General features: G+C 63.1%; 36 protein-coding genes and 1 tRNA gene. 32 read left to right on the top strand and 5 right to left on the bottom strand.

Annotated features, from left to right (window positions below):
• The first annotated feature begins 6 nt into the window (after positions 1 to 6).
• From rplX to WDZ95_RS09870, 18 genes are all read left to right on the top strand, one after another.
• On the top strand, positions 7 to 327 hold the full coding sequence (gene rplX, locus WDZ95_RS09955) for a 50S ribosomal protein L24 (protein WP_166228121.1): 321 nt from the start codon (positions 7 to 9) through the stop codon (positions 325 to 327).
• Positions 324 to 869: a 50S ribosomal protein L5 gene (gene rplE / locus WDZ95_RS09950; protein WP_420810290.1), complete on the top strand. Its 546-nt coding sequence runs from the start codon at positions 324 to 326 to the stop codon at positions 867 to 869. Before rplX ends, rplE begins: the two co-directional genes overlap by 4 nt.
• Positions 870 to 877: 8 nt before the next feature.
• A complete protein-coding gene (gene rpsN, locus WDZ95_RS09945) occupies positions 878 to 1,183 on the top strand; it encodes a 30S ribosomal protein S14 (RefSeq protein ID WP_166228116.1) in 306 nt (101 codons plus the stop codon).
• 18 nt (positions 1,184 to 1,201) lie between these two features.
• Positions 1,202 to 1,597, top strand: coding sequence for a 30S ribosomal protein S8 (gene rpsH, locus WDZ95_RS09940; RefSeq protein WP_166228114.1), 396 nt, complete (start codon positions 1,202 to 1,204; stop codon positions 1,595 to 1,597).
• A 23-nt stretch (positions 1,598 to 1,620) separates the two neighbouring features.
• A complete protein-coding gene (gene rplF / locus WDZ95_RS09935; RefSeq protein WP_166228112.1) occupies positions 1,621 to 2,154 on the top strand; it encodes a 50S ribosomal protein L6 in 534 nt (177 codons plus the stop codon).
• An 11-nt stretch (positions 2,155 to 2,165) separates the two neighbouring features.
• Entirely contained in the window at positions 2,166 to 2,534 is a 369-nt protein-coding gene (rplR, locus tag WDZ95_RS09930; RefSeq protein WP_166228110.1) for a 50S ribosomal protein L18, read from the top strand.
• Positions 2,535 to 2,552: 18 nt separating this feature from the next.
• Complete coding sequence (gene rpsE / locus WDZ95_RS09925; protein WP_070399521.1) at positions 2,553 to 3,071, top strand: 30S ribosomal protein S5; 519 nt, start codon at positions 2,553 to 2,555, stop codon at positions 3,069 to 3,071.
• An 11-nt stretch (positions 3,072 to 3,082) separates the two neighbouring features.
• Complete coding sequence (gene rpmD / locus WDZ95_RS09920) at positions 3,083 to 3,265, top strand: 50S ribosomal protein L30 (protein WP_166228108.1); 183 nt, start codon at positions 3,083 to 3,085, stop codon at positions 3,263 to 3,265.
• A 15-nt stretch (positions 3,266 to 3,280) separates the two neighbouring features.
• Entirely contained in the window at positions 3,281 to 3,721 is a 441-nt protein-coding gene (gene rplO / locus WDZ95_RS09915; protein WP_166228107.1) for a 50S ribosomal protein L15, read from the top strand.
• A 23-nt stretch (positions 3,722 to 3,744) separates the two neighbouring features.
• Entirely contained in the window at positions 3,745 to 5,064 is a 1,320-nt protein-coding gene (secY, locus tag WDZ95_RS09910; RefSeq protein WP_166228105.1) for a preprotein translocase subunit SecY, read from the top strand.
• Positions 5,065 to 5,067: 3 nt separating this feature from the next.
• The gene (gene infA, locus WDZ95_RS09905) at positions 5,068 to 5,286 is read left to right on the top strand and encodes a translation initiation factor IF-1 (protein WP_009514918.1); all 219 of its coding nucleotides are present in this window, start codon (positions 5,068 to 5,070) and stop codon (positions 5,284 to 5,286) included.
• Between the two features lie 42 nt (positions 5,287 to 5,328).
• The gene (gene rpmJ, locus WDZ95_RS09900; RefSeq protein WP_166228103.1) at positions 5,329 to 5,442 is read left to right on the top strand and encodes a 50S ribosomal protein L36; all 114 of its coding nucleotides are present in this window, start codon (positions 5,329 to 5,331) and stop codon (positions 5,440 to 5,442) included.
• A 21-nt stretch (positions 5,443 to 5,463) separates the two neighbouring features.
• On the top strand, positions 5,464 to 5,829 hold the full coding sequence (gene rpsM, locus WDZ95_RS09895) for a 30S ribosomal protein S13 (protein ID WP_166228101.1): 366 nt from the start codon (positions 5,464 to 5,466) through the stop codon (positions 5,827 to 5,829).
• Between the two features lie 18 nt (positions 5,830 to 5,847).
• Complete coding sequence (gene rpsK / locus WDZ95_RS09890; protein WP_166228099.1) at positions 5,848 to 6,255, top strand: 30S ribosomal protein S11; 408 nt, start codon at positions 5,848 to 5,850, stop codon at positions 6,253 to 6,255.
• A gap of 161 nt (positions 6,256 to 6,416) precedes the next feature.
• Positions 6,417 to 7,040 carry a 30S ribosomal protein S4 gene (gene rpsD, locus WDZ95_RS09885; protein ID WP_166228097.1) on the top strand — a complete coding sequence of 208 codons (624 nt, stop codon included), beginning with the start codon at positions 6,417 to 6,419 and terminating at the stop codon, positions 7,038 to 7,040.
• Between the two features lie 103 nt (positions 7,041 to 7,143).
• On the top strand, positions 7,144 to 8,127 hold the full coding sequence (locus tag WDZ95_RS09880) for a DNA-directed RNA polymerase subunit alpha (protein WP_166228095.1): 984 nt from the start codon (positions 7,144 to 7,146) through the stop codon (positions 8,125 to 8,127).
• 90 nt (positions 8,128 to 8,217) lie between these two features.
• Positions 8,218 to 8,613 (top strand): 50S ribosomal protein L17, encoded by a 396-nt coding sequence (rplQ, locus tag WDZ95_RS09875; RefSeq protein ID WP_166228092.1) that lies wholly within the window; start codon positions 8,218 to 8,220, stop codon positions 8,611 to 8,613.
• Between the two features lie 17 nt (positions 8,614 to 8,630).
• Positions 8,631 to 8,707 (top strand) — tRNA-Met (locus tag WDZ95_RS09870).
• 341 nt (positions 8,708 to 9,048) lie between these two features.
• Here WDZ95_RS09870 and WDZ95_RS09865 read toward each other — a convergent pair.
• The gene (locus WDZ95_RS09865) at positions 9,049 to 9,267 is read right to left on the bottom strand and encodes a SlyX family protein (RefSeq protein ID WP_166228090.1); all 219 of its coding nucleotides are present in this window, start codon (positions 9,265 to 9,267) and stop codon (positions 9,049 to 9,051) included.
• Between the two features lie 171 nt (positions 9,268 to 9,438).
• Positions 9,439 to 9,834: a hypothetical protein gene (locus tag WDZ95_RS09860; RefSeq protein WP_425777997.1), complete on the bottom strand. Its 396-nt coding sequence runs from the start codon at positions 9,832 to 9,834 to the stop codon at positions 9,439 to 9,441.
• Positions 9,835 to 10,566: 732 nt separating this feature from the next.
• Between WDZ95_RS09860 and WDZ95_RS09855 the strand changes: the two genes are divergently transcribed.
• Together WDZ95_RS09855 and WDZ95_RS09850 are read left to right on the top strand one after the other, a co-directional pair.
• The gene (locus WDZ95_RS09855) at positions 10,567 to 12,801 is read left to right on the top strand and encodes a hypothetical protein (protein ID WP_166228080.1); all 2,235 of its coding nucleotides are present in this window, start codon (positions 10,567 to 10,569) and stop codon (positions 12,799 to 12,801) included.
• A gap of 9 nt (positions 12,802 to 12,810) precedes the next feature.
• Positions 12,811 to 13,167 carry a hypothetical protein gene (locus WDZ95_RS09850; protein ID WP_166228078.1) on the top strand — a complete coding sequence of 119 codons (357 nt, stop codon included), beginning with the start codon at positions 12,811 to 12,813 and terminating at the stop codon, positions 13,165 to 13,167.
• A gap of 326 nt (positions 13,168 to 13,493) precedes the next feature.
• Here WDZ95_RS09850 and WDZ95_RS09845 read toward each other — a convergent pair whose 3' ends face one another.
• Genes WDZ95_RS09845 through WDZ95_RS09835 form a run of 3 tightly spaced genes read right to left on the bottom strand, consistent with a single transcriptional unit; the run spans position 13,494 to position 15,275 of the window.
• On the bottom strand, positions 13,494 to 14,264 hold the full coding sequence (locus tag WDZ95_RS09845) for an ImmA/IrrE family metallo-endopeptidase (RefSeq protein ID WP_240936396.1): 771 nt from the start codon (positions 14,262 to 14,264) through the stop codon (positions 13,494 to 13,496).
• Positions 14,257 to 14,661, bottom strand: coding sequence for a hypothetical protein (locus tag WDZ95_RS09840; RefSeq protein WP_166228076.1), 405 nt, complete (start codon positions 14,659 to 14,661; stop codon positions 14,257 to 14,259). Before WDZ95_RS09840 ends, WDZ95_RS09845 begins: the two co-directional genes overlap by 8 nt.
• Positions 14,658 to 15,275, bottom strand: coding sequence for a hypothetical protein (locus WDZ95_RS09835; protein ID WP_166228074.1), 618 nt, complete (start codon positions 15,273 to 15,275; stop codon positions 14,658 to 14,660). The genes WDZ95_RS09840 and WDZ95_RS09835 overlap by 4 nt, the downstream gene beginning before the upstream one ends.
• Before the next feature lie 164 nt (positions 15,276 to 15,439).
• Between WDZ95_RS09835 and WDZ95_RS09830 the strand changes: the two genes are divergently transcribed.
• From WDZ95_RS09830 to WDZ95_RS09775, 12 genes are all read left to right on the top strand, one after another.
• Positions 15,440 to 15,664, top strand: coding sequence for a DUF2188 domain-containing protein (locus WDZ95_RS09830; protein ID WP_166228072.1), 225 nt, complete (start codon positions 15,440 to 15,442; stop codon positions 15,662 to 15,664).
• A 122-nt stretch (positions 15,665 to 15,786) separates the two neighbouring features.
• On the top strand, positions 15,787 to 17,340 hold the full coding sequence (locus WDZ95_RS09825) for a transcriptional regulator (RefSeq protein WP_166228070.1): 1,554 nt from the start codon (positions 15,787 to 15,789) through the stop codon (positions 17,338 to 17,340).
• On the top strand, positions 17,340 to 19,049 hold the full coding sequence (locus tag WDZ95_RS09820) for a ThiF family adenylyltransferase (RefSeq protein ID WP_166228068.1): 1,710 nt from the start codon (positions 17,340 to 17,342) through the stop codon (positions 19,047 to 19,049). The genes WDZ95_RS09825 and WDZ95_RS09820 overlap by 1 nt, the downstream gene beginning before the upstream one ends.
• On the top strand, positions 19,046 to 19,600 hold the full coding sequence (locus WDZ95_RS09815) for a Mov34/MPN/PAD-1 family protein (protein WP_166228066.1): 555 nt from the start codon (positions 19,046 to 19,048) through the stop codon (positions 19,598 to 19,600). Before WDZ95_RS09820 ends, WDZ95_RS09815 begins: the two co-directional genes overlap by 4 nt.
• A gap of 25 nt (positions 19,601 to 19,625) precedes the next feature.
• On the top strand, positions 19,626 to 19,781 hold the full coding sequence (locus WDZ95_RS09810; RefSeq protein WP_166228065.1) for an E2 domain-associated cysteine-rich protein: 156 nt from the start codon (positions 19,626 to 19,628) through the stop codon (positions 19,779 to 19,781).
• Positions 19,782 to 19,801: 20 nt separating this feature from the next.
• Positions 19,802 to 20,704: a TIR domain-containing protein gene (locus tag WDZ95_RS09805; RefSeq protein ID WP_240936395.1), complete on the top strand. Its 903-nt coding sequence runs from the start codon at positions 19,802 to 19,804 to the stop codon at positions 20,702 to 20,704.
• Between the two features lie 303 nt (positions 20,705 to 21,007).
• Positions 21,008 to 21,445, top strand: a complete 438-nt coding sequence (locus tag WDZ95_RS09800) for an HU family DNA-binding protein (RefSeq protein WP_166228063.1) — start codon at positions 21,008 to 21,010, stop codon at positions 21,443 to 21,445.
• A gap of 206 nt (positions 21,446 to 21,651) precedes the next feature.
• Positions 21,652 to 22,095, top strand: coding sequence for a helix-turn-helix domain-containing protein (locus WDZ95_RS09795; RefSeq protein WP_166228061.1), 444 nt, complete (start codon positions 21,652 to 21,654; stop codon positions 22,093 to 22,095).
• 74 nt (positions 22,096 to 22,169) lie between these two features.
• On the top strand, positions 22,170 to 22,427 hold the full coding sequence (locus tag WDZ95_RS09790) for an SWIB/MDM2 domain-containing protein (RefSeq protein ID WP_166228059.1): 258 nt from the start codon (positions 22,170 to 22,172) through the stop codon (positions 22,425 to 22,427).
• Between the two features lie 543 nt (positions 22,428 to 22,970).
• A complete protein-coding gene (locus WDZ95_RS09785) occupies positions 22,971 to 24,434 on the top strand; it encodes a GNAT family N-acetyltransferase (RefSeq protein ID WP_166228057.1) in 1,464 nt (487 codons plus the stop codon).
• Positions 24,403 to 24,861, top strand: a complete 459-nt coding sequence (locus WDZ95_RS09780; RefSeq protein WP_166228055.1) for an ASCH domain-containing protein — start codon at positions 24,403 to 24,405, stop codon at positions 24,859 to 24,861. Before WDZ95_RS09785 ends, WDZ95_RS09780 begins: the two co-directional genes overlap by 32 nt.
• Positions 24,858 to 25,391: an ATP-binding protein gene (locus WDZ95_RS09775; RefSeq protein ID WP_166228053.1), complete on the top strand. Its 534-nt coding sequence runs from the start codon at positions 24,858 to 24,860 to the stop codon at positions 25,389 to 25,391. Before WDZ95_RS09780 ends, WDZ95_RS09775 begins: the two co-directional genes overlap by 4 nt.
• Positions 25,392 to 25,702 lie beyond the last annotated feature (311 nt).

Raw genomic sequence — 25,702 nt, 5'->3', positions numbered from 1 at the left:
GCATCCATGAACAAGATCCGTACCGGTGACGAAGTCATCGTGATCGCCGGCCGCGACAAGGGCAAGCGCGGCAAGGTGCTCTCCCGCGCCGACGAGCAGCACGTCGTGGTCGAGGGCGTCAACACCGTCAAGAAGCACGCCAAGCCGAACCCCATGAAGGGTGTGACCGGCGGCATCGTCGAGAAGACCATGCCCATCGACCAGTCCAACGTGGCGATCTTCAATGCCACCAGCGGCAAGGCCGATCGCGTGGGCATCAAGGTCCTGGCCGATGGCAAGCGCGTGCGCGTGTACAAGTCCAGCGGCGAAGAAATCAAGGTGGCATGACCATGGCACGATTCAAGCAACACTACGCCGAGAAGGTGGTCCCCGAGCTGACCAAGAAGTTCGGCTACAAGTCCGTGATGGAGGTGCCCCGCATCACCAAGATCACGCTGAACATGGGCGTGAGCGAAGCCGTGGCCGACAAGAAGGTCATGGACAACGCCGTGGGCGACCTCACCAAGATCGCCGGCCAGAAGCCCGTCGTGACCAAGGCCCGCAAGGCCATCGCCGGCTTCAAGATCCGTGAACAGCAGGCCATCGGCTGCATGGTCACGCTGCGTGGCGCCCGCATGTACGAATTCCTCGACCGCTTCGTCACCGTGGCCCTGCCCCGCGTGCGCGACTTCCGCGGCATTTCGGGTCGCTCGTTCGATGGCCGTGGCAACTACAACGTCGGCGTCAAGGAACAGATCATCTTCCCCGAGATCGAGTACGACAAGGTCGATGCCCTGCGTGGTCTGAACATCAGCATCACCACGACCGCCAAGACCGACGAGGAGTGCAAGGCACTGCTGGCGGGTTTCCGTTTCCCCTTCAAGAACTGAGGTGGCGCATGGCCAAACAAGCACTGCTCCAACGTGAACTGAAACGCGAGAAGCTCGCCGCCAAGTTCGCCAAGAAATACAACGAACTGAAGTCCATCGCCGGCGACGCCCAGAAGAGCGACGAAGAGCGTGACGCCGCGCGCCTGGCGCTGCAGAAGCTGCCGCGCAACGCGAACCCGACCCGCCAGCGCAACCGCTGCGAGATCACCGGTCGTCCGCGTGGCACCTTCAACCACTTCGGTCTGGCTCGCGCCAAGGTGCGCGAGATGGCGTTCGCCGGTGAAATCCCCGGCATCACCAAAGCCAGCTGGTAAGCCTCAGGAGATCCCCACATGAGCATGAGTGATCCCATCGCCGACATGTTGACCCGCATCCGCAACGCGCAGATGGTCGAGAAGGCCACCGTGTCGATGCCGGCGTCGAAAGTGAAGACGGCGATCGCCCAGGTCCTGAAGGACGAGGGCTACATCGACGGTTTCAAGGTCGTCAACGAAGGCGGCAAGAGCGAACTCGAAATCGCCCTGAAGTACTACGCTGGTCGTCCTGTGATCGAGCGCATCGAGCGCGTCAGCCGCCCCGGCCTGCGCGTTTACCGCGGTCGCAACGCCATCCCTCAGGTGCAGAACGGCCTGGGTGTGGCGATCGTGACCACCCCGCGCGGCGTGATGACCGACCGCAAAGCCCGCGCCAACGGTGTTGGCGGCGAAGTGCTGTGCTACGTCGCCTGATGCGGGCTTCAAGGAGAATTTGAATGTCACGTATTGGAAAACTGCCGGTGACCGTCCCCAGCGGGGTCGAGGTGACCGTCAAGGACGGCTTGGTCAACGTCAAGGGCGCCAACGGTGCGCTCAGCCTGGCGCTGAACAGCCTCGTCAAGATCGATGTCAACGCGGGCAAGATCACGTTTGCCCCGGTGGACGAATCGCGCGACGCCAACGCCATGTCCGGCACCATGCGCCAGCTGGTGAACAACATGGTCACGGGCGTGAGCAAGGGCTTCGAGAAGAAGCTCAGCCTGGTGGGCGTGGGTTTCAAGGCCCAGGCTCAAGGTGCCAAGCTCAACCTCACGGTGGGCTTCTCGCACCCCGTGATCATGGACATGCCGGCCGGCATCAAGGTGGAAACGCCTGCCCCGACCGAGATCCTGATCAAGGGTGCCGACCGCCAGCGTGTCGGCCAGGTGGCCGCCGAAGTGCGCGCCGTGCGTCCGCCCGAGCCCTACAAGGGCAAGGGCATCCGCTACGCGGATGAGAAGGTCGTGATCAAGGAAACCAAGAAGAAATAAGGAGTCCGATCATGTCTCTGACCAAGAAAGAACAACGCCTGCGTCGCGCCCGCCAGACCCGCATCCGCATTGCCCAGCAGGGCGCGGTGCGCCTGACGGTCAACCGCACGAACCTGCACATCTACGCCAGCGTGATCTCCGCCGACGGCGCAAAGGTGCTCGCCTCCGCCTCGACCGCCGAGAAGGAAGTGCGCGCCCAGCTCGGCGCCGCGGGCAAAGGTGGCAACACCGCCGCTGCGTCCCTGATCGGCAAGCGCATTGCCGAGAAGGCCAAGGCCGCCGGTATCGAGAAAGTCGCGTTCGATCGCGCCGGTTTCGCCTACCACGGCCGCGTCAAGGCCCTTGCAGATGCCGCCCGCGAGGCCGGTCTGCAGTTCTGATGAAACGGGATACACGACATGGCTAAGTTTCAGGCAAACATCAAGAACGAAGCGAACGAGGACGGTCTTCGCGAGAAGATGATCGCGATCAACCGCGTGACCAAGGTGGTCAAGGGTGGTCGCATCCTCGGTTTCGCCGCGCTGACCGTGGTCGGCGATGGCGACGGCCGCGTGGGCATGGGCAAAGGCAAGGCACGTGAAGTGCCCGTGGCCGTGCAAAAGGCCATGGAGCAGGCCCGCCGCAACATGATCAAGGTGTCCCTCAAGGACGGCAGCCTGCACCACGCGGTGCACGGCGAGCATGGCGCCTCGAACGTCATGATGCTGCCGGCTGTCAAGGGTACCGGCATCATCGCGGGCGGCCCGATGCGCGCCGTCTTCGAAGTGCTGGGCGTGACCGACGTCGTGGCCAAGAGCCACGGCTCGAGCAACCCCTACAACCTGGTGCGCGCCACCCTGGACGCGCTCGAAAAGTCCACCACCCCGGCTGAAGTTGCTGCCAAGCGCGGCAAGACGGTCGAGGAAATCCTGGGCTGAGAGGAATCACCATGAGCAACACGAACACCGTCACGGTCAAGCTCGTGCGCAGCCCCATCGGCTGCAAAGAGGACCACCGTGCCACCGTGCGCGGCCTGGGCCTGCGCAAGCTCAACAGCACCAGCACGCTGCAGGACACGCCGGCCGTGCGCGGCATGATCAACAAGATCAGCTACCTGGTCCAAGTGCTCTGATCGGAGACCGACGACATGGAACTCAACAACATCAAACCGGCCGATGGCGCCAAGCACGCCAAGCGCCGCGTGGGCCGTGGCATCGGCTCCGGCCTGGGCAAAACCGCTGGCCGTGGTCACAAGGGCCAGAAGTCGCGCGCGGGTGGCTACCACAAGGTGGGCTTCGAAGGCGGCCAGATGCCGCTGCAACGTCGCCTGCCCAAGCGTGGCTTCAAGTCCGCGCTGCTGCAGTTCAACGCCGAAGTCACGCTGTCGGACCTCAATGGTCTGGAAGCCAAGGAAATCGACGTGCTGCTGCTCAAGCAGCAAGGCCTCGTGCACCAGCTGGCCAAGCGCGTGAAGGTCATCAAGTCCGGTGAGATCACCCGTGCGGTGACCCTCAAGGACGTGGTGCCCACCGCCGGCGCCAAAGCCGCGATCGAAGCCGCTGGCGGCCAGGTGGCCGCCGCCGCCTGATCACGCCCGTTCGAAAGGACTCCGTGGCAACCGCTTCCACGTCCCTGGCCAAGACCGGCAAGTACGGCGACCTGCGTCGCCGGCTGGTCTTCCTGCTGCTGGCACTGGTGGTGTACCGCATTGGCGCGCACATCCCGGTGCCGGGCATCAACCCCGAGCAGCTCCAGCAGCTGTTCCAGGGGCAGCAGGGTGGCATCCTGAGCCTGTTCAACATGTTCTCGGGCGGGGCGCTGTCGCGCTTCACCGTGTTCGCGTTGGGCATCATGCCGTACATCTCGGCATCCATCATCATGCAGCTCATGACCTACGTGGTTCCCACGTTCGAGCAGCTGAAGAAGGAAGGCGAGGCGGGTCGTCGCAAGATCACGCAGTACACGCGCTACGGCACGCTGGCGCTGGCGATCTTCCAGGCCACGGGCATTGCGCTCGCGCTCGAGGGGCAGGCCAACCTGGTGATCGATCCCGGTATGGGCTTTCGACTCACCGCGGTCGTCAGCCTGGTGGCCGGCACGATGTTCCTGATGTGGCTCGGCGAGCAGATCACCGAGCGTGGTCTGGGCAACGGCATTTCGCTGCTGATCTTCGCGGGCATCGTGGCCGGTCTGCCGAATGCCATTGGCGGTCTGCTGGAGCTGGTTCGCACCGGCGCCATGAACATCCTCGTGGCCCTGTTCATCATCGCCCTCGTGGTGCTGGTGACCTACTTCGTGGTGTTCGTGGAGCGCGGTCAGCGCAAGATCCTCGTGAACTATGCGCGCCGTCAGGTGGGCAACAAGGTGTACGGCGGTCAGTCGTCGCACCTGCCGCTCAAGCTGAACATGGCCGGCGTGATCCCGCCGATCTTCGCGTCGTCGATCATCCTGTTGCCCACCACGGTGGTGAGCTGGGTGAGCACGGGCGATTCCACCCGTTGGCTGCGCGACCTGGCGTCGGCGCTGTCGCCGGGGCAACCGATCTACGTGGCCTTGTACGCAGCGGCGATCATCTTCTTCTGCTTCTTCTACACGGCCCTGGTGTTCAACAGCCGGGAAACCGCCGACAACCTGAAGAAGAGTGGTGCGTTCATTCCGGGCATTCGCCCGGGCGACCAGACGGCGCGCCACATCGACAAGATCCTGCTGCGCCTGACCCTGGCCGGTGCGATCTACATCACCGCGGTGTGCCTGCTGCCGGAGTTCCTGATCCTCGAGTACAACGTGCCGTTCTATTTCGGCGGTACATCGCTCCTGATCATCGTGGTCGTGACCATGGACTTCATGACCCAGGTGCAAAACTACATGATGTCGCAGCAATACGAGTCGCTGCTGAAGAAGGCCAATTTCAAAACCTCCCTCGGCAACTGAACCATGGCCAAGGACGATGTGATCGAGATGCAAGGGGAGGTGGTCGAAAACCTGCCCAATGCAACTTTCCGGGTCAAGCTGGAGAACGGTCATGTCGTTCTCGGTCACATCTCCGGCAAGATGCGCATGCACTACATCCGCATCCTGCCTGGTGACAAGGTCAAGGTGGAGCTCACGCCCTACGACCTGACCCGCGCCCGCATCGTGTTCCGCGCCAAGTGAAGCGCACGACCTGAACGTTTACTGGATTTCTAGGAGAAGAAAATGAGAGTTTCGGCTTCTGTCAAGAAGATGTGCCGCAACTGCAAGATCATCAAGCGCGCCGGCATCGTGCGCGTGATCTGCACCGATCCCCGCCACAAGCAGCGTCAAGGCTGATCGTTTCGTAAGAGGACTCACATGGCCCGTATTGCAGGCATCAACATTCCGCCGCACAAGCACGCTGAGATCGGTCTGACCGCCATTTTCGGTATCGGCCGCACCCGCGCTCGCCAGATCTGCGACGCTTGCGGCATCGCATACAGCAAGAAGATCAAGGACCTGAGCGACGCCGAGCTCGAGAAGGTGCGCGACCAGGTGAACACCTTCACCATCGAAGGTGACCTGCGCCGTGAAACCACGATGAACATCAAGCGCCTGATGGACATCGGCTGCTACCGTGGCTTCCGTCACCGCCGTGGCCTGCCGATGCGTGGTCAGCGCACCAAGACCAACGCCCGCACCCGCAAGGGCCCGCGCAAGGCGGCTCAGTCCTTGAAGAAATAATCGGTTCGAAGGAAAACCATGGCCAAGCAGCAGTCCAGCAACAACGCCGCTGCGCGTGTTCGCAAAAAGGTTCGCAAGAACATTGCGGACGGCATCGCGCACGTGCACGCGTCGTTCAACAACACCATCATCACCATCACCGACCGTCAGGGCAACGCGCTGTCGTGGGCTTCTTCCGGTGGCCAGGGCTTCAAGGGTTCGCGCAAATCGACCCCCTTCGCCGCCCAGGTGGCTTCGGAAGTGGCTGGCCGTGCCGCCATGGAACAAGGCATCAAGGAACTCGACGTCGAGATCAAGGGCCCCGGTCCTGGTCGCGAGTCGTCGGTGCGCGCCCTGGGCGCCCTGGGCATCCGCATCAAGTCGATTGCCGACGTGACGCCCGTGCCGCACAACGGCTGCCGCCCCCAGAAGCGCCGCCGCATCTGACCCCCGAATCACCGGCTCTCCGCTTCGGCGGTAGAATGCGGGGTTTTTCGAGCGCCACCGCAGTTCCGCTGCGGTGGCATTTTTGCTAAGCCCACCGCCTCCGCCATCGCGGATGGCTCCCGCAACACGCCGGTTGCGGCAGACAACACAAGGAAACCAACGTGGCACGTTACCTCGGCCCCAAGGCCAAACTTTCCCGTCGCGAAGCCAGCGACCTGTTGCTCAAGAGCGCACGCCGCTCCATCAGCGACAAGGCCAAGTTCGACTCCAAGCCCGGCCAGCACGGCCGCACCTCGGGTCAACGCACCTCCGACTTCGGCGTGCAGCTGCGCGAGAAGCAGAAGGTCAAGCGCACCTACGGCGTGCTCGAGCGCCAGTTCCGCCGTTACTTTGCCGAGGCCGATCGCCGCCGTGGCAACACCGGCGCCAACCTGCTGTTCCTGCTGGAATCGCGCCTGGACAACGTGGTGTTCCGCATGGGCTTCGCCTCGACCCGCGCCGAAGCCCGCCAGATCGTGTCGCACAAGGCGATCACGGTGAACGGCCAGCCGGTCAACATCCCGTCGTACCTGGTGAAAGCTGGCGACGTGGTGGCCGTGCGCGAGAAGTCCAAGAAGCAGGCCCGTGTGATCGAGGCCCTCGAACTGGCCAAGCAGATCGGTTTCCCCGCCTGGGTGGAAGTGTCGATCGACAAGGTCGAAGGCGTCTTCAAGAAGACCCCCGACCGCGATGAATTCGGCTCGGACATCAACGAGTCGCTCATCGTCGAACTCTATTCGCGTTAATCCCCGTCCCCGGCCCTCGTGGCACGCGCCGCGCTGGCCGGGTCATTCCATGCTCCGTCTGCCTTATCGGTGTAACGAGCCGAGGGTCCTGAAGGAAGTCTGAATGCTCAACAACCTGCTCAAGCCCAAGTCCATCAACGTCGAGCAACTCTCGGCCAACCGCGCCAAGGTCACCCTCGAGCCCTTCGAGCGCGGCTATGGGCACACCCTGGGCAACGCGCTGCGCCGCGTGCTGCTGTCGTCCATGGTGGGCCACGCGCCGACCGAAGTGACGATCGCGGGCGTCGTGCACGAGTACTCCTCCATCGATGGCGTCCAGGAAGACGTCGTCAACCTGCTGCTGAACCTCAAGGGCGTGGTGTTCAAACTCCACAACCGCGATGAAGTCACGCTGAGCCTGCGCAAGGACGGCGAAGGCGTCGTGACCGCTGCCGACATCCAGACGCCACACGACGTCGAGATCGTCAACCCCGGTCACGTCATCGCGACGCTGTCGGCCGGTGCCAAACTCGACATGCAGATCAAGGTCGAGAAAGGCCGTGGCTACGTGCCGGGTACCCTGCGCCGCGGCGACGACGCTGCCCGTTCGATCGGCCGCATCGTGCTCGATGCCTCGTTCTCGCCGGTCAAGCGCGTGAGCTACACCGTCGAAAGCGCGCGCGTTGAACAGCGCACCGATCTCGACAAGCTGGTGCTCGAGATCGAGACCAATGGCTCCATCGGCCCCGAAGAAGCCGTGCGTGCCTCGGCCAAGATCCTCGTCGAGCAACTCGCCGTGTTCGCGCAACTCGAAGGCGCCGAACTGTTCAGCGAAGCGCCCCAGCAGCGCAGCTCGCAGCAGTTCGACCCGATCCTGCTGCGCCCGGTCGACGAGCTCGAACTCACCGTGCGTTCGGCCAACTGCCTCAAGGCCGAGAACATCTACTACATCGGTGACCTGATCCAGCGCACCGAGAACGAGCTGCTAAAGACCCCGAACCTGGGTCGCAAGTCGCTCAACGAAATCAAAGAAGTGCTGGCCTCGCGTGGTCTCACGCTGGGCATGAAGCTCGAGAACTGGCCGCCCGCCGGCCTCGACAAGCACTGATAGCTCCCCAACCCCTGAGCCTCACGGCCAGACCATGACGAACCGCCGGTACCTGACACGGCCGGCGGCAAAAGACGGAAAGGAAACACCATGCGTCACGGACACGGACTTCGCAAACTCAACCGCACCAGCGAGCACCGCCAGGCGATGCTGCGCAACATGATGAATTCGCTGCTCACGCACGAAGTCATCAAGACCACGGTCCCCAAGGCCAAGGAACTGCGCCGCGTCGTCGAGCCCATGATCACCCTGGCCAAAGAGCCCACGGTGGCGAATCGCCGCCTGGCCTTCGATCGCCTGCGCGACCGCGACGTGGTGGTCAAGCTCTTCAACGAACTGGGTCCGCGCTTCAAGGCGCGTCCGGGCGGCTACACCCGCATCCTGAAGATGGGCTTCCGCGTGGGCGACAACGCGCCCATGGCCCTGGTCGAGCTCGTCGATCGCGCCGAACCGGCTGCTGAAGCCGGTGAAGCCGACAAAGCGTGATATAATTTTTGGCTTGACGCGGAGTGGAGCAGCCTGGTAGCTCGTTGGGCTCATAACCCAAAGGTCGCAAGTTCAAATCTTGCCTCCGCAACCAACAAAATCAAGCACTTGCTTGTCATCAAGGCCCTCGGAAACGAGGGCCTTTTTGTTTGTGTCGAGGTTTGTGACGAGGTCTGTGCCGTCACAAACTCCCCGACAAGCCGTTGCGACCTTTGGGCGATTTGGCGAGGTTCTCGCCCTGTCCACTGACTTATCGAAGCCGATCACGAGCGACTCTTCTGCAGCGAGAGCTGTCAGAGGCGGCTGCTTCAGCCGCGACCGAACTCTGACATCAAGCGGTCGTTCAGCATGTGCAATGACGACTAACTTGATTGAACGGCCGAGAGCGCCCGCGGCTCGCCATCAAATGCGGTATTTGCGGGCGCCCGGGCTTGCTCAATAGTGCGGCGGCAGTTCGTCGCGCAGACTGCGAAAGATGGGGGCGCCGTCAGCCGTGGGCATCTGGTTGCGCAGCGTGGAGAGCTCAGTGGTGAGGCGGTCGATCTGGGCCTGCTGGCGCGCGACGATCTCGTTGAGCGTGTCCAGCAGGTCTTCAGCGAAGCTCGCCTTGATCTCGAGATCGGTGAGGCGGGCATCGGCATCGGTGGGTTCCATCGGTAGTATTGTCTCGCGTCACGCGGTTGACCAACTCCAATGAGGCCTGGGCGGCGCTTTAGCGAATGGCAGCCTCCGGGGTCGTTGCCCGGGCCTCTCCTGCTGGATTTGGGTCCCTCACCAGCCGCTTTGGGCCCGAAGCAGTCGGTCAGACTTTGGGCGCAGTGGCACCTACCGCACCAACCACCTGTCGACCAATTGGACGTCTTCTAAAACGTGCATCTCGACGTTTCGCGGTATCTGGAACTGGGGTCCAGGCGTGTAGGTCTGCAAGATGTCGACTAAGTATCGGTGGAGCGTTGTGCGCCACCAATCCGACAACGGCGCCTTCGCGAAGGTTCGGATGGCTGTCAGTTTGTAGGCCCAGGGCGGCTGCTTCGTCACCACTGCTATCTCATCCTTGACGGGAAAACACTCTTCGGCCACCAGCAGTGTCAGCTTCGCGAACGTCTCAGGGCCATGGACATACGACTGAGCAACGTAGAACACGTTGTCATCACTGTGCTTGTGCAGCCGGTAGAAGTACTGGTGCCTCTCGTCCAATTGCCGAGGCAGGCCCAGTTCCACGAGGAGTTCGGGTGTGCAGTCAACGAGAGTGAACGGCATGTGTGGGCAAGGAAGAGCAACCCTTTGGGCGGTCAGGACCGACCGATGGAATAGTCGCGGTATTCGCTATGGCGAGCTCGACATCAGTGCGATTCCATCCACAGCGACGACCGGCCGCTTCTGGCCGATTGCGGCAGTCTGCCATGGCTTCATGGGTCACATGCGACAGGCATGGAAGTCCGGCAATCGAATGACTGCAACGTGACGCGGATGCGACGTTCAGAACGGTAGCTCGTCCGACCGCACCCAGTCTTGAGCCAACCGCGACGCCAGGACTTCGGATTCGCAGCGATTGCTGCCGATGGGTGTTGCCAGGCGTACGCAGCTGATAACCACGAAGCGGCTGTTTGGCACAGCGACAGGCGCTGGCCTGAGAGGCGGCTGTTGCGGGTACTGCATTCATAGGGCTTCCGCGACCCTACTGGCGTAGCGCTACTGACCGCTTCCTCATTACCTAGACTGACGGTTTCGACCCCCTTGTCGTCCCTCGCTCAGGTGCCCAAAAACGGTCCCTTAGTGTTTACCCGTCAATCCATCAGCGGTGCCGGCCGCGCCACCGGCCTCGATCTATTGTCCTGGCCGGCTGGACACTTGCGAAACCCCTGAGGCGGCTGCGCTGCTGCGCGCGTTCCCCAGTATTCACAAGAAAGCCGGACTCCCTTAGGATGATTTTTCAAGCGGAGGGGACGACGCATGAAACACGTCATGAGGCGGGCAGTGCGGAGTGCGCTTGGGGCAGGGCTGCTGACGATCGCGGCCGCAGCACCCGCGCAGGCGATGAGAGTGTGGGGCGAAGGTGGCATAGCTACTGCGTACGTCGGCTCCGATCCGACGAAGGGCACGCCAGTTCACATGAAGCTGGTCTTGGTTGCGACCGGCCCGGATGCAGTTCCGCTGACGGTGCACGACCGTCTCGCGGCCTGCCTGCCGCGTTCGGTCGTGGCCGTGGTTAGTGCGCGTGAGTTCTGGGAATCGTTAGACGTCAAGGTAAAGCCGAATACAACCATTGTCCAGGACCTCGCGGTCGCCGGACTGGCGGTGAATGCGGAAAGCTTCAACAGTACCCGAGCTGCGCGCGCCAAGCAGGTGGGAGAGGTTTTCGATGCTGCTCGCACGAAGTTCATGGCCGAGGTGCGGAAGTGCGGCTTGCCGGCCAACGTTGCTGCTGAGGCGCGGCTGGCGATCGTTCCTTACATTTGTCTGGCAAGGGGACCGCGGGCGTGCGACGCCGGGGGCTACCTTGGCCGGCGCGCCCTCCCGAAAGGCGAGCGATTCGCCAAGGTGTACGAGTGGTACCTCACGGCGGGATTGCGTCGGGAGAACGAGTACCTCGAGATCGGGCCTGGCGGGTCACTGACCGCCATCCCTGCGCCGCAGGAGCTGTATGCATTTAAGAAGCAGTTTTGGCCTGCTCCCCGCAGCGCCGAACATGCGCAAGCCTCGTTCGAACGCGGTGTGGTGGAATTGCGTAAGCGCAAGCTCCAGTACGATTACATCGTGCCACGCGTGGCTGCGCTGAAGAAGGACACTGCAGTGCGGCTCACGGACGTGATCGCCAGCCCGTTGCTGAGTGTTCCTTTCCTGCCGGAAGCCGCAGCCGGTTCGCCGCCTTTCAAGCTGCTTCAGGACGAAGTGGCGCGCACCCGTCTCACCGAGTGCGTCCGCTTCAAGGGACAGCAGTTGCCCGAGAAGATCGCTGCATGCGCTGGCTACACCTTGGACAAGAAGGACTTGGCGGCGTGCCTAGGTGGCGGCAATTGCATGCCCCAGCTTGCAAGCACCGGCAATGCTGCGGTGCTAATGCGGCTTGCACCAGGCGATGGCGCCGAACTCCTGAGTTCACAGCTGCCCCGGCTCGCTGGCCAAGCTACGGCGGACGTCGACAAGTACAAGGCTGCCGGACAGGCCTGCGCCAAGCTTCCAGCGGCAGACGCGGCCGTGTGTCTGTCCAAGATCGGCTTGAACGACAAAGACCGGCAATCGCTGGAATGTGCGCAAGCCGTCGCCAAAGGAAAGGCAGGAGCGGGCGGAGCAATGCAATGTGCGACTGCGGCGCTGCCCGACGGCCCGGCTCGCCAGCTCGCCGAATGCATGGCTAAGAACGGCGCGAAGGACCCGAACGCGATCGCGTTGTGTGGTGTGAGCACGCAGCTGCCGCCGGGCGTTCGCGACAATCTGCCCTGCTTGGCAAAGTCATCGAAGGACCAGGTGATGGCCTGCCTCGCGAAGTCGGCGGGTGGGGATATCGGCAATGCAGCCGCATGCTGGGAGAAGTACCCTAACCAATACAACCGCGCTGGGATTTGCCTCGTCGAGGGGAGCTCCGCGTCGAACGACGTCAAGCAATTGGTGGCGTGTGCAGCGTCGCCGAGCGGCTTCGCTGGCTGCGCCTTGCAGAAGAATCTGCACATCCAAGGCGGGGGCGATGCAGGAAAGCTCGCGAATTGCGCGATCCAGTCAGGCGGTGATGGCATGGGCACGCTGGCCTGTATGACCGAGGGCCAACTTACGGCGGAGCAGCAGATCGCGATGCAGTGCGCGGCACAGTCGCCGGATTTCCTAAGCTTCGCCGCCTGCACGGGCGGCCAGCTGTCGATCCGCGAGTTCGGCAAGTGTCAAGGCAAGAAGTTCGGCGAGGAGCCGTGCTTCGGCAAGAACAACGAGATTCGAAAAGCACTAGCCGCGGTAGGTATCGATGTCGGCGACTCGACTGTGCTTGGCCAGGTGGCGAACTTCAACTTGGACGTGTTGAAGGCACAGGTAGCTTTCGCCGAGCAGGCGCTGGGAGCGGCAGGCCAATTTGTCGAAGGGCTGGGCAATGCAGTGGGCAATCTGGCGAGTGGCCTTGGCAACGCTGCGGGGGGCGTTTTGCAAGCGGGAGGCAATGCCATCCGCGACCTCGGCAACGCCTTGGGCATCAGCTTCTGAGAGTCTGCAATGAGCAAGATCTTGTGGGTGTGGCTTCCGCTGGTGGCCGGTTCCGTCGCAGCGGCTGACGTCAAGAGTGACGCCCTGGCCCTCGCAAAGAGCGAAGGTGGGGTTCGCGATGTGGTGAGGCAGTGCTGGGAGTCGGCGCCCAGCGAGCGAGCGAAACTAAAGAAAATGTCTGCCGACTACATGGGGCGACTGAGTTTAGCCACGGGCGTGGCCGCGGTCGAACTGAATGCTGCGCTCGAGGCGGGAGCGGCTGCGGCTGTCGCGAAGGGGAAGCTTAGCGCCGACCAATGCAAAAAAGCACGAGAGTTGATGCCGAAGATGCTGGAAGAGAGGGGGAAGAAGGTGGCTGGCGCGTGATGAGCAAAGACTACCTGCGCCATGCGCCAAGGTTCATCTCATGCACGAAAGATTTTCGAATCGCTATCTGAATAGGGAGAAAATCATGCGGGTAGGACAGGTGATCGACCGCAGCCAGTCTTGAACAGACTTCTAGGCATTGGCCGGCGGCGCTGCAGCGGTTGCAGTCGGTCGCCGGTGAACGCCAAGGTCACGGTTTCTAATCCAAGGCGGCCATTGAGCCACCATGACCTGTGGAAGCGCGATCGACGACAACGGGTCGAAAGCGAAAGTCGTCCTGGAGCGACTGGTCAGCGCCCTCTGTCCCCGCCATTACAAGACACACCTCAACGGCAAGAAGTGCTAAGCGCAATTGTGGTCAGAGCCGATCCGTCCGGAAGCCGCATCGATTGCGTCTCGACTTGCATGCGCCAAACGTCCGGACCGGTGAGCCACCAGTCGCCTTGCTCTTTCTTGGGCGTCGACATGCGATTGGTGGCCTTGAATGCGATGTCGAAGGCGGCCGTGTTGTGGTTGAGCTGACTGACCGGATACAGGTCGAAGGGCCAAGACTTGCTGCGCATGAACCAGCGTCTGCCCCGCATCTCGTGGCACGCCACGCACACGGGCGCGGTCGACCTCTTGGCCATCTTGATCGCCGAAGCGGTGACGCTTGCGTTGAATGCGTCGGCCAGCTCCGCGGCGACGTTGAGCGTCATCTTCCTGCCTTCGAGCCACGGAGTCACCATGTAGTCGGGCAATATGAGCTGGCTCGCATACACGTTCGCGCTTGCCTCGACCGACAGCGCCTCGGTGTTTTGCGGCCCGATCGAATCGCTGGAGCAATTGAACGACGCACGTTGGGCGTCGTTGATCCAGTGCGCCAACTCATGCCCGAGCGAGAAGCGTTGACGGCCCGGATTGTCGTTCGCCGCGATGCTGATCACCGCCTTGTCGCCGTCGGTGAGAAGCCTGGCGGCGCAGCCATCAAGGCGTCGATAGATGACGGTCGCCCCTCTTGAAAGGGCGACTCCCTCAAGATCTATGTGCTCGGGTTTGCGAAAGCCGTGATCCCAAAGAAGCTTTTCCGCCGGTGACAAGGAAGCGACGTCAATCATGTTGATTTGGATCTATCTTCCCAAGCAAAACAAGATCGTCATACGTTGAATTCCAGTCGTTCTCCGACTGCTTGGATCCGTTTCTGAATGCTGTGGCGAGGTTTGGCTCTCTCTGAAACGCGCTTTGCACCAGCTCTTTTATGCGTTCCAAAGCGGGCCTGCTCGTCGGGACTGGCACCTTGGTGGCCTTCTTCACAGCCTTGGTCGCGGCCACCCTGCTTCGTTGAAATTCGGAGACCGCGGCGTCGATCGCCTCGGCCATCTCCCGGGCCACGCGGTCGGGATTGAGGCCGTCCTCGACGAACTCGGCGCGGATCTGCTCGGCCGACGTCTCCACCAAGTCTTTGCTGATCAGCGCCTGGATGGCACTCAGCGTTTTGCGCGCGTCAGTAGTCATGCCTTCCTCCCGCCCGGGTAGTGTTTGTCGACGGTGCGGCGCAGCTTCTTGCGGCCGCTGGCGTAAGCGGTGGCGGTCATTCCGGTGGCCTGCCGGATCTCGTCGGGAGTCATGCCAATCTCCTCGCCGTCCATGATTTCGTGGACTACATCCCCTTGTGCGAAGAGTCCGCGGATCGCGGCCACGTCAGCTTCGGCCGCCGCCTGGCGCGCTTCCCGCTCCTGGCGTTCGATCAGCTCCTCCTCGACGCTGGGGTGGTGGCGCTCCGGCTCGGAGAGGTGGGGGTTGTCCACGCCGTCCTCCGTGGCCAGCGCCTCGGCGCGGCGGTCCACTTTCTGCTTGACGGAGTTCTGCGAGCCATTGGCGATGCTCCTCATGCACTCCATCAGGAAGGCCACGAGGTCGACCGTCTTCGGCCATGGCCGGCCCCGCTCCCCGTCCTCTCGCTCGCCCGAGGTGCCTATCAGGGCGCGCTTGACGGCCTCGCTGAACAGCTCCCGGCCGCTCGCGAACTCGCTGCCAAGCGCCATGACGTCGCCCTGGCGGTAAAGCCGGAGCCTCTCGTCCACGGTCAGCCGTCTGAGCGCCTCGATCAGCTCGTCGACGGTCGCCATTTCGTCTGGGGGTCTTTTGCTTGTCACTACGCCTCCAAGGGTCGCCATGGACGTGTGCGGTCGTTTTCGCGATCGCGGACATCCGCCCGGCGATGTCCGCGAATCGCCGAGTCACCGCACACATTACCAGCAGCAATCTCGCTGCGCTAACAGGGACTCAGACCATGAGCAAACGCAATCAGCACGTCGTCCCGCGCGACGATGGATGGGCGATCCGGGGAGCCGGCGCCAAGCGCGACACTGGCCACTTCGACCGCAAGCAGGACGCGGTCGACCGCGCCCGCGAGATCACCCAGAACCAGGGCACGGAACTGGTGATCCACGGCCGCGACGGGCAAATCCAGTCGAAGGACAGCCACGGCCACGACCCGTCCCCGCCCAAGGGTTGACGGAAACGGTATGCACTGGACAAAAGCACAGGTCTAATTAAGATGGGCGCTACATATTGGGCCTCGGTGCCTAACGGGCCCCATATTTAGTGTTTCGCCGGCAACGGCAAGGAAAGCGAAATATGGCGAAGCGCACGTGGAACAAGCAGACTGCCCAGGACCGCATCGACGCGCGGTTGGCGGAAGTGAAGACGGTGGAGATCCGCGACTACGGCCGCGACACCGACCTCAATGGGCTCGCCAACGGCGTGGCCTACCGCGTGGACGGGGTGCACGTCTACGTCGACATCCTGAACCTCGACGAGATGCTCGGCACCACCAACTTCGAGGGGGTTACGGTCCACAAGCGGACCTTGCGCTTCCTGAACCTGCATTTCCGCGCCGCGCGCAACATCCTGGTGGACGTCGACGCGATCGAGGTCGACTTCCACAACCAGCGGCTCCACGCGGTGTTCGCCAAGCCCTACGACGACGAGGCCAAGCGCATCCATCGCGCGGTGGCTACCGCGCAGCTCGTGATCGACGTGCTGGCGCGCACCGGTGAGGGCGGAGACGATCCGCTGCCGGCAGCGAAGGTCCGCGTCGGCATCGACTCGGGCGAGGCGCTGGCCGTCAACAACGGGCGCCGCGGGCACCGCGAGCCGCTGTTCCTGGGCTGCGCCGCGAACCTCGCGGCCAAGCGCGCCGGAGGCGGCACCAAAGCGGGGATCTTCATGACCAACAACGCGCGCTCCGCGGTGGGCTGGTCCGAGGTGTCCAACGTCGACACGATCCCGCTGACCACCGAGGAGATCGAGCAGTCAAAGGACCAGGCGAAGCTGGGCATCACGGTGGACTCAGTGGTCAAGACCTGGGAGGAGGACCTCGAGAAGCTCCCCATCGGGGCCTTCGAGTTCTCCGCGCACACGCCGCCGTTCGCCACGCTGGACCTCGAGCTGCTCACGCCGAAGAACTCGCGGCGCCAGGATAGCGTGTCGATCTACGCCGACATCGACGGTTTTACCAGCTACGTCGACGAGCGTATCGACGACGACGAGCCGGCCAAGGACGTCGTCAGGGCTCTGCATGTGCTGCGCGCGGAGCTCGACGCGACGCTCCACGCCGACTTCGCTGGCCGCAAGATCCGCTTCATCGGCGACTGCGTGCATGGAGTGCTGGTCGAGGGGACGGCGGCCACCACCGACGCCGAGGACAGCGCGAAGAACGCGCTGCTGTGCGCCGCCGCCCTGCGCAGCAGCTTCAAGCTGGCCCTCGAGCGGCTCGATGGCGCGGGCGTGGACGTCGGCAGCATGGGCCTGGCCGTGGGCTGCGACTACGGCACCCAGGCCATCACGCGCCTGGGCATGAAGGGCGAGATGCTGCGCTGCGTGGTCGGCCGGGCGGTCCTGCGCTCCGAGGAGGAGCAGCGCCGCTGCGACGGGCAGCAGACCGCGATGGGCGAGGCGCTGGCGAAGGCCGCGCCGGCCGCGTTCCGCGACCACTTCGGAACCTCGCGGCGCCGCTCTGGCTTCGATTACGACGCCGCCCTCGCGGTGCTGGCCAAGGCCGAGGAGGCCAAGAAGGCCGAGGCGAGCCGCGCCAGGGGGCTGCTGCGCCCGGCTACTGCGGCGGCGGCCGGCTTCTCGTTCCCGGCGCGCGCCGCCTCGCCCTCGAAGACGCCGGCGGGATTCGCCTGATGTGGTTCATCACGCGCGTCGGCCGATACAACCACGAGCGGGACGCCATTGGCGAGCTCGCCGCCGAGCCGTGGATCGAGAACATCAGGTGGCGGCTCGACCGGGGGTTGTTCGTGGACGCCGACATCGTGGTCGCGGAAGTCCGGCGTCCGGTCACGCTCGCGTATCCCGATATCTTCCCGTTCGCGCCGCCGTCCGTGCGGCCGCGCGAGGGCGGCGAGCGCTGGAGCATCCATCAATACGGCCCTGGCGGCGAGCTGTGCCTCGAGCACCGCTCGGATAACTGGCAGGAGCACGTGACCGGCGCCGACGTGCTGCGCAGCGCCCACCGGTTGCTGTCGACCGAAGCAGGCGCGACCGGCGGCCCCGACGCCTCGCGCGTTGTGCCCTCCGCGCATCGCGTCAGCTTAGGACAGCGCCTCCGCTCGGAACCCATGCGGCTTGTCGAGACCGAGGCGCTGGCGGCCGCGGTCGCGGCGGCCAGCGAGCCGCGCGCCATGACGGCGCGGATGCTGGTCACCGGCCGCAACTTCGTGCTGTTCGTCGTGAAAATCACCCAGCCTGGTGGCGCCGAGTGGCGCGACCCCACCCTCCCGGAGCCGATCGGCCGATACGAGTTCGAGACTGGCCACGTGATCGCCTTGCCCTCCGGCGACGCGCGGCTCGGGCAAGTCGCGGTCGCCGCGGCGCGCGGCGCGCGGGCGCTGCGTTCGCTCCTATTCCGCGCAGATCTCGCCTTCGAGTCCTCGGAGACGCTGGTGCTTTCGCTCCCCACGGGCGTGCGGGCGTTCCACGTCGATCCGAAGGACGACGCCGTGATTGAATACGCGATCGTGCCGCCCAACCCTGGGCAGAGGGCCGCTCCTGGCCGCGAGGCGTTCGGCGAGAAGCTCGTGGGCGTGCTCGGCGCGGGCTCCATGGGCAGCAAGGTGGCCGCGAGCCTCGCGCGCGCCGGTGTGACCAAGTTCCTGCTGATCGACGACGACGTGCTCGGCGCCGAGAACATCCCCCGCCATGAGCTCGACTGGCTCGCGGTCGGCGCTCACAAGGTCGACGCGCTCGCCGAGCGGCTGAAGCTGTTGCGGCCGGGGGCGACGATCGACTCGCGCAGGCTGAGCTTAGGAGGGCAAGAGAGCAGCGGGTCGCTGCACGGCGCGCTCGCGGCGCTCGCCAAGTGCGACTTGATCGTGGACGCCAGCGGCAGCGACGCCGCCTTCAACTACGCTGCCGGCGTCGCGGCCGAGAGCGAGCGGCCGATGATCTGGGGGCGCGTGTTCGGGGGCGGCTACGGCGGCATGGTGGCGCGCTCGCGCCCAGGCCTTGACCCCACTCCGCTCGACGCGCGAGCGTCCATTCACGCCTGGTGCGCCAATCCTCATTTTCCGAAGCCGCCCAAGGCGACGGTTGACTACGGCGCCGAGGGAGCCGACGGGGAGCCCATGGTCGCCGACGACGCCGACGTGGCGCAGATCGCGGCGAGCCTGGCCAGACTCGCGATCGACGCACTGTTGGCCGCGCCCGAGTCGTCGTTCGAGAGCTCTGCCTACATGATCGGGTTGCGAAAGGAGTGGATCTTCACCGGCGCATTCGATGTCTGGCCCGTCGACCTGGGCGCGCCATCGGCCCGTAGGGCGGAGCCGCCGAGCGAGGCCGAGGTGGAGCGGGCGGTGGAGGCCTTGACGGCGCTGCTTCCGAAGGAGTCCACGTGATCGAGGTCGTGCTGCCGGCTAACGTGGCCGTAAAGTTGCGCCGGGAGCTGCGGCGCGCGGGTGACCGCGAGATCGGCGGCGTACTCGCGGGCGAGGATCTCGGCGGCGGCCGCTTTCTGGTCGCGGACCTCTCGGTGCAGCGCTCAGGCGGCGGTGTGGCCCACTTTGTTCGCGATCCGGGCGCCCACCGCAGGTTCATGCGACGCTTCCTCGCGCGCACCGGCAACGACTACACGCGCTTCAACTACCTCGGCGAATGGCACTCGCACCCGAGCTTCCCGGCGCTGCCCAGCGGCACCGACTTGCGGCAAATGCAGGGGCTGATCGAAGAGCGAGGCCAGCCGGCCAACTTCCTCGTCCTGCTTGTCGTGAAGCTTGGCCGAGGTGGCGAGATCGAGGCCACGGGGCACGCGTTCCGCCGCGGCGCGCATGTTGTGCAGGCGCGCGTGGCGCGCGAAGAGGGCGGGGAGGTTCTTGCGCCCAAGACGCCGTTCGAGCGGCTCTCGGGAACGTGGATGGCATGGCGACGAGAGGGCGCGAAGTGGCTATGAGCCGACGAACAACGCAGCCGGCAGCGTGCAGCACCAATTCCGGCTGCGCAACTGCGGCGACGACGCCCTGGATGCGTACGAGCTTGCCACGTCGCTGCTGGCGGAAGAGCAGCTATGGGCCGCCTACAGGCGCGCCCATTGTTGCGCAACGGTGGACGAATGCCCGCTGCGGGCGGGCTGACAGATTCGAGGAACGATCAGATGGCTTTGATTGACAAGTACCTTGGTGAAGAAGGTAAGCGCCTCAGGCTGGATGCGCTGCTGGCCCAGAAGCTGGTTGGTGGCAAGGAAGACCTAGCAGGCGAGCTGGAAGCCGTCACCGAGTTCATGCCGACGAGTGCCGGCCAGATCCTCATCGAACAGGAGGGCGACGACACTGACATCTACTTTATCGTCGCTGGTGAATTCTCCGTCATCGTGAACGGGCGCGTACTAAATAAGCGTGTCGTAAACGACCACATCGGTGAGATGGCGGCCATCGAGCCATCTCAGGTTCGGGCCGCGACCATTCGGGCCGAGGCGGACGGCGTGGTGGCCAAAATCTCTGAGGCGAGCTTCGCGCAAATCGCCAGCCGTCACGCGGGGGTCTACCGCGCCATCGCTCGTGAGCTGTCACGCCGCCTGAAGCAGCGCAACTCTCTGGTCGCTGGCACCAATGACAAGGTGCGGGTCCTCATCGTCTCATCCGTCGAGGCGCTGCCAGTGGCCAGGGCCGTCAAGGAGGAGTTCGACCACGACAAGCTTTTTGTCGACATCTGGACGGACATCTTCCGCGCCACCTTCTACACGCTGGACGACCTGGAGCGCAAGCTGGCGGACAGCGACTTCGTCATCGCCATCGCGCAGGGTGACGACATCGTGGAGGTCAGGGACGACAAGTGGCCGGCGCCACGTGACAACGTCATCTTTGAGCTGGCACTGGCGATGGGTATGTTGGGACGGCACCGCGCCATCCTGATGGAGCCGCGCGAAGACAAGGTGAAGTTGCCCAGCGACATGGCGGGCGTGACGACTGTCACCTACAAGAAGGGCGCGGACGGCAGACCCGACATCGGCGCTGCCTGCAACAAGCTGCGCCGATTGTTTGAGGAAGGGCCCCGATGACCGTCAATAGCCGGTCGGGCGGCGCAAACTAACTGTCCGCCGCCAGTCGAGGCTGTGTGAAAACTCCGTCGAGCCGTGTTTTTTGGGGTCCTTCACCCCTTGGCCCATGCGAGAAAACGCATCCTGGACCCATCTGAGAGGTCGAGTTGTGGAGTGATGCTCACCGCATCGAGTTTTCACACAGCCTCAGTCTGCAGCGGCCCGTCGTTGATCTGTATGTCATTGCGGGCGCGTTGACCGGTAGACTCCAAGCGCCGCGCGGCACGCGCGGCGCTTGTCAACGAAAACTGGAGATCTCGAAACATGGCAACTGCAAAGAAGGCGGCGCCGAAGGCCGCCGCCAAGAAGACCGCGGTCAAATCCAAAGCCGTGAAGGCCGCCCCCAAGGCAGCGGTGAAGGCTGCGCCGAAGGGCACTGGCGCGATGAAGCCGATCAAGGAAACGTTCAACAAGACCAGTCTGGTCAACCACCTGGTGCAGGCCGCTGGCACCGACGCCAAGACCGTCAAGGCCGTGCTGGGTTCGCTCGAGGCCACGATCCACGCCTCTCTGTCCAAGAAGGGCGCTGGCGCTTTTACTTGGCCTGGCGTGCTCAAGATCACCGCGTTGCAGGTGCCGGCCAAGAAGGCCCGCAAGGGCATTGATCCTTTCACCAAGGTCGAGCGCATGTTCGCGGCCAAGCCTGCATCGGTGAAAGTCAAGGCGCGCTTCTTCAAGAAGGTGAAGGACGCCGCGCTGTAATCTGAAAGGCGGCCATGTGCGAAGGGCTCCCGCGGGAGCTCTTTCTTCTGTGCTCGTCGTCCTCCGTTCAAATGGTTGAAGCAAGTCCTCAACTCGCGGAGGAAACCTAGGGGCACATCCAAAGCAAGTGAAGTTCGAAAGTGCCTCAATCACCGAACAAACTTGCCGGCACGCCCAGATACATCGGCGGGAAGTACCATCAGCGAATGCCTAACCTCGCCCAAACCCTCAAGCAAGAGATCTCCCGCATCGCTCGCAAGGAGGTCCGTGAAGACATTTCCGGGCTTCGCAAGACCGTCACTGCTCACCGGTCTGAAATTGCCTCGTTGAAGCGGACGATCAAAGAACTCGGCGCGCAGCTGCGCCTTGCGCAGAAGGCAGTAAAGCGCGCCGCGCCCGCACCTGTTGAGCAAAAGGCTGCGGGACGTCCAGGGCGCAAGCCGGTTTTCAATGCTGATCGGCTGAAGGCGAAGCGCCAGGCGCTTGGGATGAGTCAGGCGCAGATGGCGCAACTGCTCGGCATCTCTTCCCTCAGCTTATGGAAATGGGAATCCGGTCAGGTCACCCCGCGCACCTCAATGCTTGAGCGCTACTTTGTGGCCATGAACTTGGGCAAACGCGAAGCGTGGAAGGTGATCGAGGCCAGCTGACTTCGAGGGCCGTATTCGTGTACTGCTATCAGGCAGTCCAATCCTAAAAATCCCGTTCACCAAAAGACACTGAGATGACCACTGCCAAGAAGGAAACTGCTTTCAACCGCGCTCTCAAGCCCAGCGCTGAACTCGCCGCGGTGATCGGCCCCAACGCCGTGCCTCGCACCGAGATCGTGAAGCTCGTGTGGGACTACATCAAGTCCAACAATCTGCAGAACCCGAAGAACAAGCGCAACATCCTGGCCGACACCAAGCTCAAGGCCGTCTTTGGCAAGGATGAGGTGACCATGTTCGAGATGACCGGACTGCTGGGCAAGCACCTCAGCTGACTTCAGAAGCCAGGGGGCTCAGATCCCCTGCTTCAGGCCCAGGCAAGCGTCGGGGTCAAGATTTGCACGTGGCTGCATCGCAGTTGCATTGAGGTCGTGAATCACGATCGTTGTACGCCAGGGATGGGTTTCGAGTCGGTTCCAGAATGGGAGCGGCCGGCGGAGTTAGCGCGTTGAATGTGTGACCTACGCAACTTTTAGTCATTCGAATATCGGCCTTTGATGTCGACGCGCTTGCGTACGACGATGCTACGGCTAGACTGCCGGAATTAATCTGAGGCACACAGCGCTGAGCACCGTGCAAACCGTGTTTTTGGATCTCCTTAAGTCGCACCGTCTCTCACAAAGATTCCGGTACGGCTGACTAGTGATAAGTACCCGGCGCTGCTGTCCGTCGGTGTGCTCGATGTTGAAAGTCTGAAGAATTTGGACATCGAGAAATGGCTTCGCTGCGTCGGGGCAGGTTCGGCCGCATTGATGTAGCCCGCGACAGACGAGAAGCTTGCCGGGTGATCGGGATCCTCACTGCAGATTGTCTGACGCATGCATTTTCTGCTTGATACCAATGTCTTGATCCCCCTTGAGGACTCGTCCATCCCGCTGCGAGACAGTCTGGCCAACTTCGTCAGGTTGGCCACGGCGAACAAACATGTGTTGGTCTACCACCCGGCGTCCATCGACGACATCGAGGAAGACAAGGACGAGGCCCGCCGCGCGCAAACTCTGCAGCGGCTTCGGCAGTACACGAAGCTGGAACACCGACCGGTGTGTCCATGGAACACGCCGGACACCAAGCGCAACGACGCCGCCGACAACGAAATCCTCTACGCGCTTTCGGTGCACGCAGCGTCCGCCCTCGTCACCGAGGACCGACAGATCCACGACAAGGCGAAGACCAGAGGGCTTCTCGACCGCGTCTTCACCATCCAGACGGCCGAGGACCTGCTGCTGCGGCTGCACGAGACGGTCGGTGTCAGGCTACCGAACATCGAGGAGGTCCCGCTCTACCAGCTGACACCTCTGCTGGCGTCCTCGTTCTTCGACAGTCTTCGTGACAGCTACGAGTTCGATGGATGGTTCCGGCGTAAGTCGGAGGAGGGCTGTCGCGCATGGGTGCACTGGGAAGCACGTGACCGGCTGGGAGGGATCTGCATCTTTCAGCGCCAGGATCACGAACGGATTGCGGAGGGCGTCTCGCTTGAGGGAGCGGCGCTCAAGCTCTCGACTTTCAAGGTGGACCCGGCCTGTCAAGGCCGCAAGGTCGGTGAACTCTTCCTGAAAGCCGCCTTCAAGTACGCGAGCGCGAATCGCCTGCAGAACATCTTCATCCACGGTGACGAGGAGCGTCACTACTTCCTCTTTGAGATGCTCGCCGACTTCGGTTTCGAGCATGTCGGCGACCATCCCGCAGGCGTACGCCGCGACGCGGTTTACCTAAAGCGCCATCCGGTGGACCCACCTGTGATCACGGTTTCACCCTTCGAATACCTCCGTTCGTATTTCCCGCACTTCAGCCGCGATCCGTGCGTTTCAACATATGTCGTCCCTATCCGGCCCGAGTACCACGACATCCTGTTCCCGGATTTCGACGGATCATCGACCCGGCAGCAACAACTTTTCCAGCAAGACAACTATGCCGGGAACGCCATCAAAATGGCCTACTTGTGCAGAGCACCGACAAAGGCAATGAACCCCGGCGACGTCTTGCTTTTCTACCGATCTGTGGATGAGCATGCCTTGACCAGCATCGGAGTCGTCGAAACCTACGAGACGCTGGCAGATGCCGAGGCGATCGTCGCCCGCGTAAAGCGGCGTACGGTCTATTCCCTCCCTGAGATCCAGAAAATGGCAAGCAAGCCTACAAGGGTGATTTTGTTCCGCTTCGTGCGACATCTGTCGCGCGCATTACCTCTCCAAGAACTGCTGTCACGCCGAATCCTCGGCAGCCACCCGCAGAGCATTACAAAGATTTCCCATGACAAGTTCGAAGACATCCTTCGCCTTTGAGGGTGATGTCGCGCTGATCTCGGTCCATCCCGTCTACGTCGAGAAGATCATGTCGGGCGAGAAGAACCTGGAATTTAGGCGGATATGGCCCAAGCGGGCGATCGACACACTCGTCGTGTACGCCACGCATCCGCAGCAGCGGCTGGCCGCCATAGTGCAGGTCGCCGGCGTGGTACGAGTCTCCAAGACGGCGCTCTGGCGGGTCGCGGCGGCCGAAGGGGGTGGCATCACACGGCAGGCACTGTTCGATTATTTCGAAGGAAAGGAGCTTGGCGTCGCGATCCGCCTAGGCAAACGAATCAAACTGGGCTCGGGCCTGCCCCCGAAGAAGGTGTTCGGCGCGTCCTTTCGACCGCCGCAGTCATTTCGCTACCTATCGGATACCGAAAAGTTGAAGGTGCGTGCCTTATTGGAGGCCGCACGGTGACGGTCATCTTTGTCGGTGGGGTGCATGGGGTCGGCAAGAGCACCTGCTGTGGTCAGGTCGCTCAGCTTGCTGGGTGTCTTCATTTCGCAGCCAGCGAGATTATTCGCAGAGAGCGCGCACAAGCAATTGCTTCGGCAGGAAAGCTCGTCGCCGATGTGGACGGCAACCAGAGACTGCTCATTCGCGGGTTCCGCACCTTGAGGCAGGAGGCGGGGACCACACCTATCCTGCTGGATGGCCACTTTGCGATGCGCGATGGACTCGGCGACATTCAGCCAGTGTCCGTCGACGTGTTCAGGTCGCTCGAGATTGATCGGGTCGTTTGCCTCGTGGACGATGCAAGTGCGATTGCGGTCAGAATTCGGCAGAGAGACGGGGCGGCACCGGCCCATCGCGAGATCGCGGACCTTCAAGATGCGGAGTTGCGCCATTCAAGGCTCGTCGCTGCCGCCCTTGCCGTTCCTTTCACGTTGCTGCAAGGCGGCGATGTGGAATCTTTCATCCGACATGTGCTTCCCCGAAAGGCCTGAAGAGTTCGGCACATGCGCTGCATGTTCTGCCAGACTGACTCTGGCCATAGCGTGTCCGTGGAACACATCATTGGCCTGCTGCTGGTCTCACTGACGCCAACGCAGGCTCACGCGTCCACTCTGGTCATGAGTGTCTCCTAAGCGTCCGCGAGGTGTAACTCGGACAGCCAGTACCTGCGGCGGCAATCGCTGCAATCGAGTGCTTCCCACGCCGACGACATCGCGTCCGCACAGCACGGGTTAGAAACTTGCAAACTGCATGTGGATGAAGAAGCCGGACGCGAGCGAGCGCGTCGGTTGTTCATTGACTG

This window comes from Hydrogenophaga sp. T2 (genome assembly GCF_049843535.1).
Classification (GTDB): Bacteria; Pseudomonadota; Gammaproteobacteria; order Burkholderiales; family Burkholderiaceae_C; genus Hydrogenophaga; species Hydrogenophaga crocea.
This window is presented reverse-complemented; position numbering and strand designations above follow the sequence as displayed.

Excerpts from the sequence above, each read along its gene's own strand:
- rplR (WP_166228110.1), top strand. The coding sequence starts at position 2,166 with ATGTCTCTGACCAAGAAAGAACAACGCCTGCGTCGCGCCCGCCAGACC.
- WDZ95_RS09830 (WP_166228072.1), top strand. The coding sequence starts at position 15,440 with ATGAGCAAACGCAATCAGCACGTCGTCCCGCGCGACGATGGATGGGCG.
- rpsK (WP_166228099.1), top strand. The coding sequence starts at position 5,848 with ATGGCCAAGCAGCAGTCCAGCAACAACGCCGCTGCGCGTGTTCGCAAA.
- rpsH (WP_166228114.1), top strand. The coding sequence starts at position 1,202 with ATGAGCATGAGTGATCCCATCGCCGACATGTTGACCCGCATCCGCAAC.
- rplX (WP_166228121.1), top strand. The coding sequence starts at position 7 with ATGAACAAGATCCGTACCGGTGACGAAGTCATCGTGATCGCCGGCCGC.
- WDZ95_RS09785 (WP_166228057.1), top strand. The coding sequence starts at position 22,971 with ATGCATTTTCTGCTTGATACCAATGTCTTGATCCCCCTTGAGGACTCG.
- WDZ95_RS09840 (WP_166228076.1), bottom strand. The coding sequence starts at position 14,661 with ATGACTACTGACGCGCGCAAAACGCTGAGTGCCATCCAGGCGCTGATC.
- WDZ95_RS09865 (WP_166228090.1), bottom strand. The coding sequence starts at position 9,267 with ATGGAACCCACCGATGCCGATGCCCGCCTCACCGATCTCGAGATCAAG.
- WDZ95_RS09835 (WP_166228074.1), bottom strand. The coding sequence starts at position 15,275 with ATGGCGACCGTCGACGAGCTGATCGAGGCGCTCAGACGGCTGACCGTG.
- rpsM (WP_166228101.1), top strand. The coding sequence starts at position 5,464 with ATGGCCCGTATTGCAGGCATCAACATTCCGCCGCACAAGCACGCTGAG.
- rplF (WP_166228112.1), top strand. The coding sequence starts at position 1,621 with ATGTCACGTATTGGAAAACTGCCGGTGACCGTCCCCAGCGGGGTCGAG.
- WDZ95_RS09805 (WP_240936395.1), top strand. The coding sequence starts at position 19,802 with ATGGCTTTGATTGACAAGTACCTTGGTGAAGAAGGTAAGCGCCTCAGG.
- WDZ95_RS09880 (WP_166228095.1), top strand. The coding sequence starts at position 7,144 with ATGCTCAACAACCTGCTCAAGCCCAAGTCCATCAACGTCGAGCAACTC.
- WDZ95_RS09820 (WP_166228068.1), top strand. The coding sequence starts at position 17,340 with ATGTGGTTCATCACGCGCGTCGGCCGATACAACCACGAGCGGGACGCC.
- rplQ (WP_166228092.1), top strand. The coding sequence starts at position 8,218 with ATGCGTCACGGACACGGACTTCGCAAACTCAACCGCACCAGCGAGCAC.
- WDZ95_RS09795 (WP_166228061.1), top strand. The coding sequence starts at position 21,652 with ATGCCTAACCTCGCCCAAACCCTCAAGCAAGAGATCTCCCGCATCGCT.
- WDZ95_RS09800 (WP_166228063.1), top strand. The coding sequence starts at position 21,008 with ATGGCAACTGCAAAGAAGGCGGCGCCGAAGGCCGCCGCCAAGAAGACC.
- rpmJ (WP_166228103.1), top strand. The coding sequence starts at position 5,329 with ATGAGAGTTTCGGCTTCTGTCAAGAAGATGTGCCGCAACTGCAAGATC.
- rpsE (WP_070399521.1), top strand. The coding sequence starts at position 2,553 with ATGGCTAAGTTTCAGGCAAACATCAAGAACGAAGCGAACGAGGACGGT.
- WDZ95_RS09780 (WP_166228055.1), top strand. The coding sequence starts at position 24,403 with ATGACAAGTTCGAAGACATCCTTCGCCTTTGAGGGTGATGTCGCGCTG.
- WDZ95_RS09850 (WP_166228078.1), top strand. The coding sequence starts at position 12,811 with ATGAGCAAGATCTTGTGGGTGTGGCTTCCGCTGGTGGCCGGTTCCGTC.
- rpmD (WP_166228108.1), top strand. The coding sequence starts at position 3,083 with ATGAGCAACACGAACACCGTCACGGTCAAGCTCGTGCGCAGCCCCATC.
- rplO (WP_166228107.1), top strand. The coding sequence starts at position 3,281 with ATGGAACTCAACAACATCAAACCGGCCGATGGCGCCAAGCACGCCAAG.
- WDZ95_RS09825 (WP_166228070.1), top strand. The coding sequence starts at position 15,787 with ATGGCGAAGCGCACGTGGAACAAGCAGACTGCCCAGGACCGCATCGAC.
- WDZ95_RS09855 (WP_166228080.1), top strand. The coding sequence starts at position 10,567 with ATGAAACACGTCATGAGGCGGGCAGTGCGGAGTGCGCTTGGGGCAGGG.
- WDZ95_RS09845 (WP_240936396.1), bottom strand. The coding sequence starts at position 14,264 with ATGATTGACGTCGCTTCCTTGTCACCGGCGGAAAAGCTTCTTTGGGAT.
- infA (WP_009514918.1), top strand. The coding sequence starts at position 5,068 with ATGGCCAAGGACGATGTGATCGAGATGCAAGGGGAGGTGGTCGAAAAC.
- WDZ95_RS09790 (WP_166228059.1), top strand. The coding sequence starts at position 22,170 with ATGACCACTGCCAAGAAGGAAACTGCTTTCAACCGCGCTCTCAAGCCC.
- rplE (WP_420810290.1), top strand. The coding sequence starts at position 324 with ATGACCATGGCACGATTCAAGCAACACTACGCCGAGAAGGTGGTCCCC.
- rpsN (WP_166228116.1), top strand. The coding sequence starts at position 878 with ATGGCCAAACAAGCACTGCTCCAACGTGAACTGAAACGCGAGAAGCTC.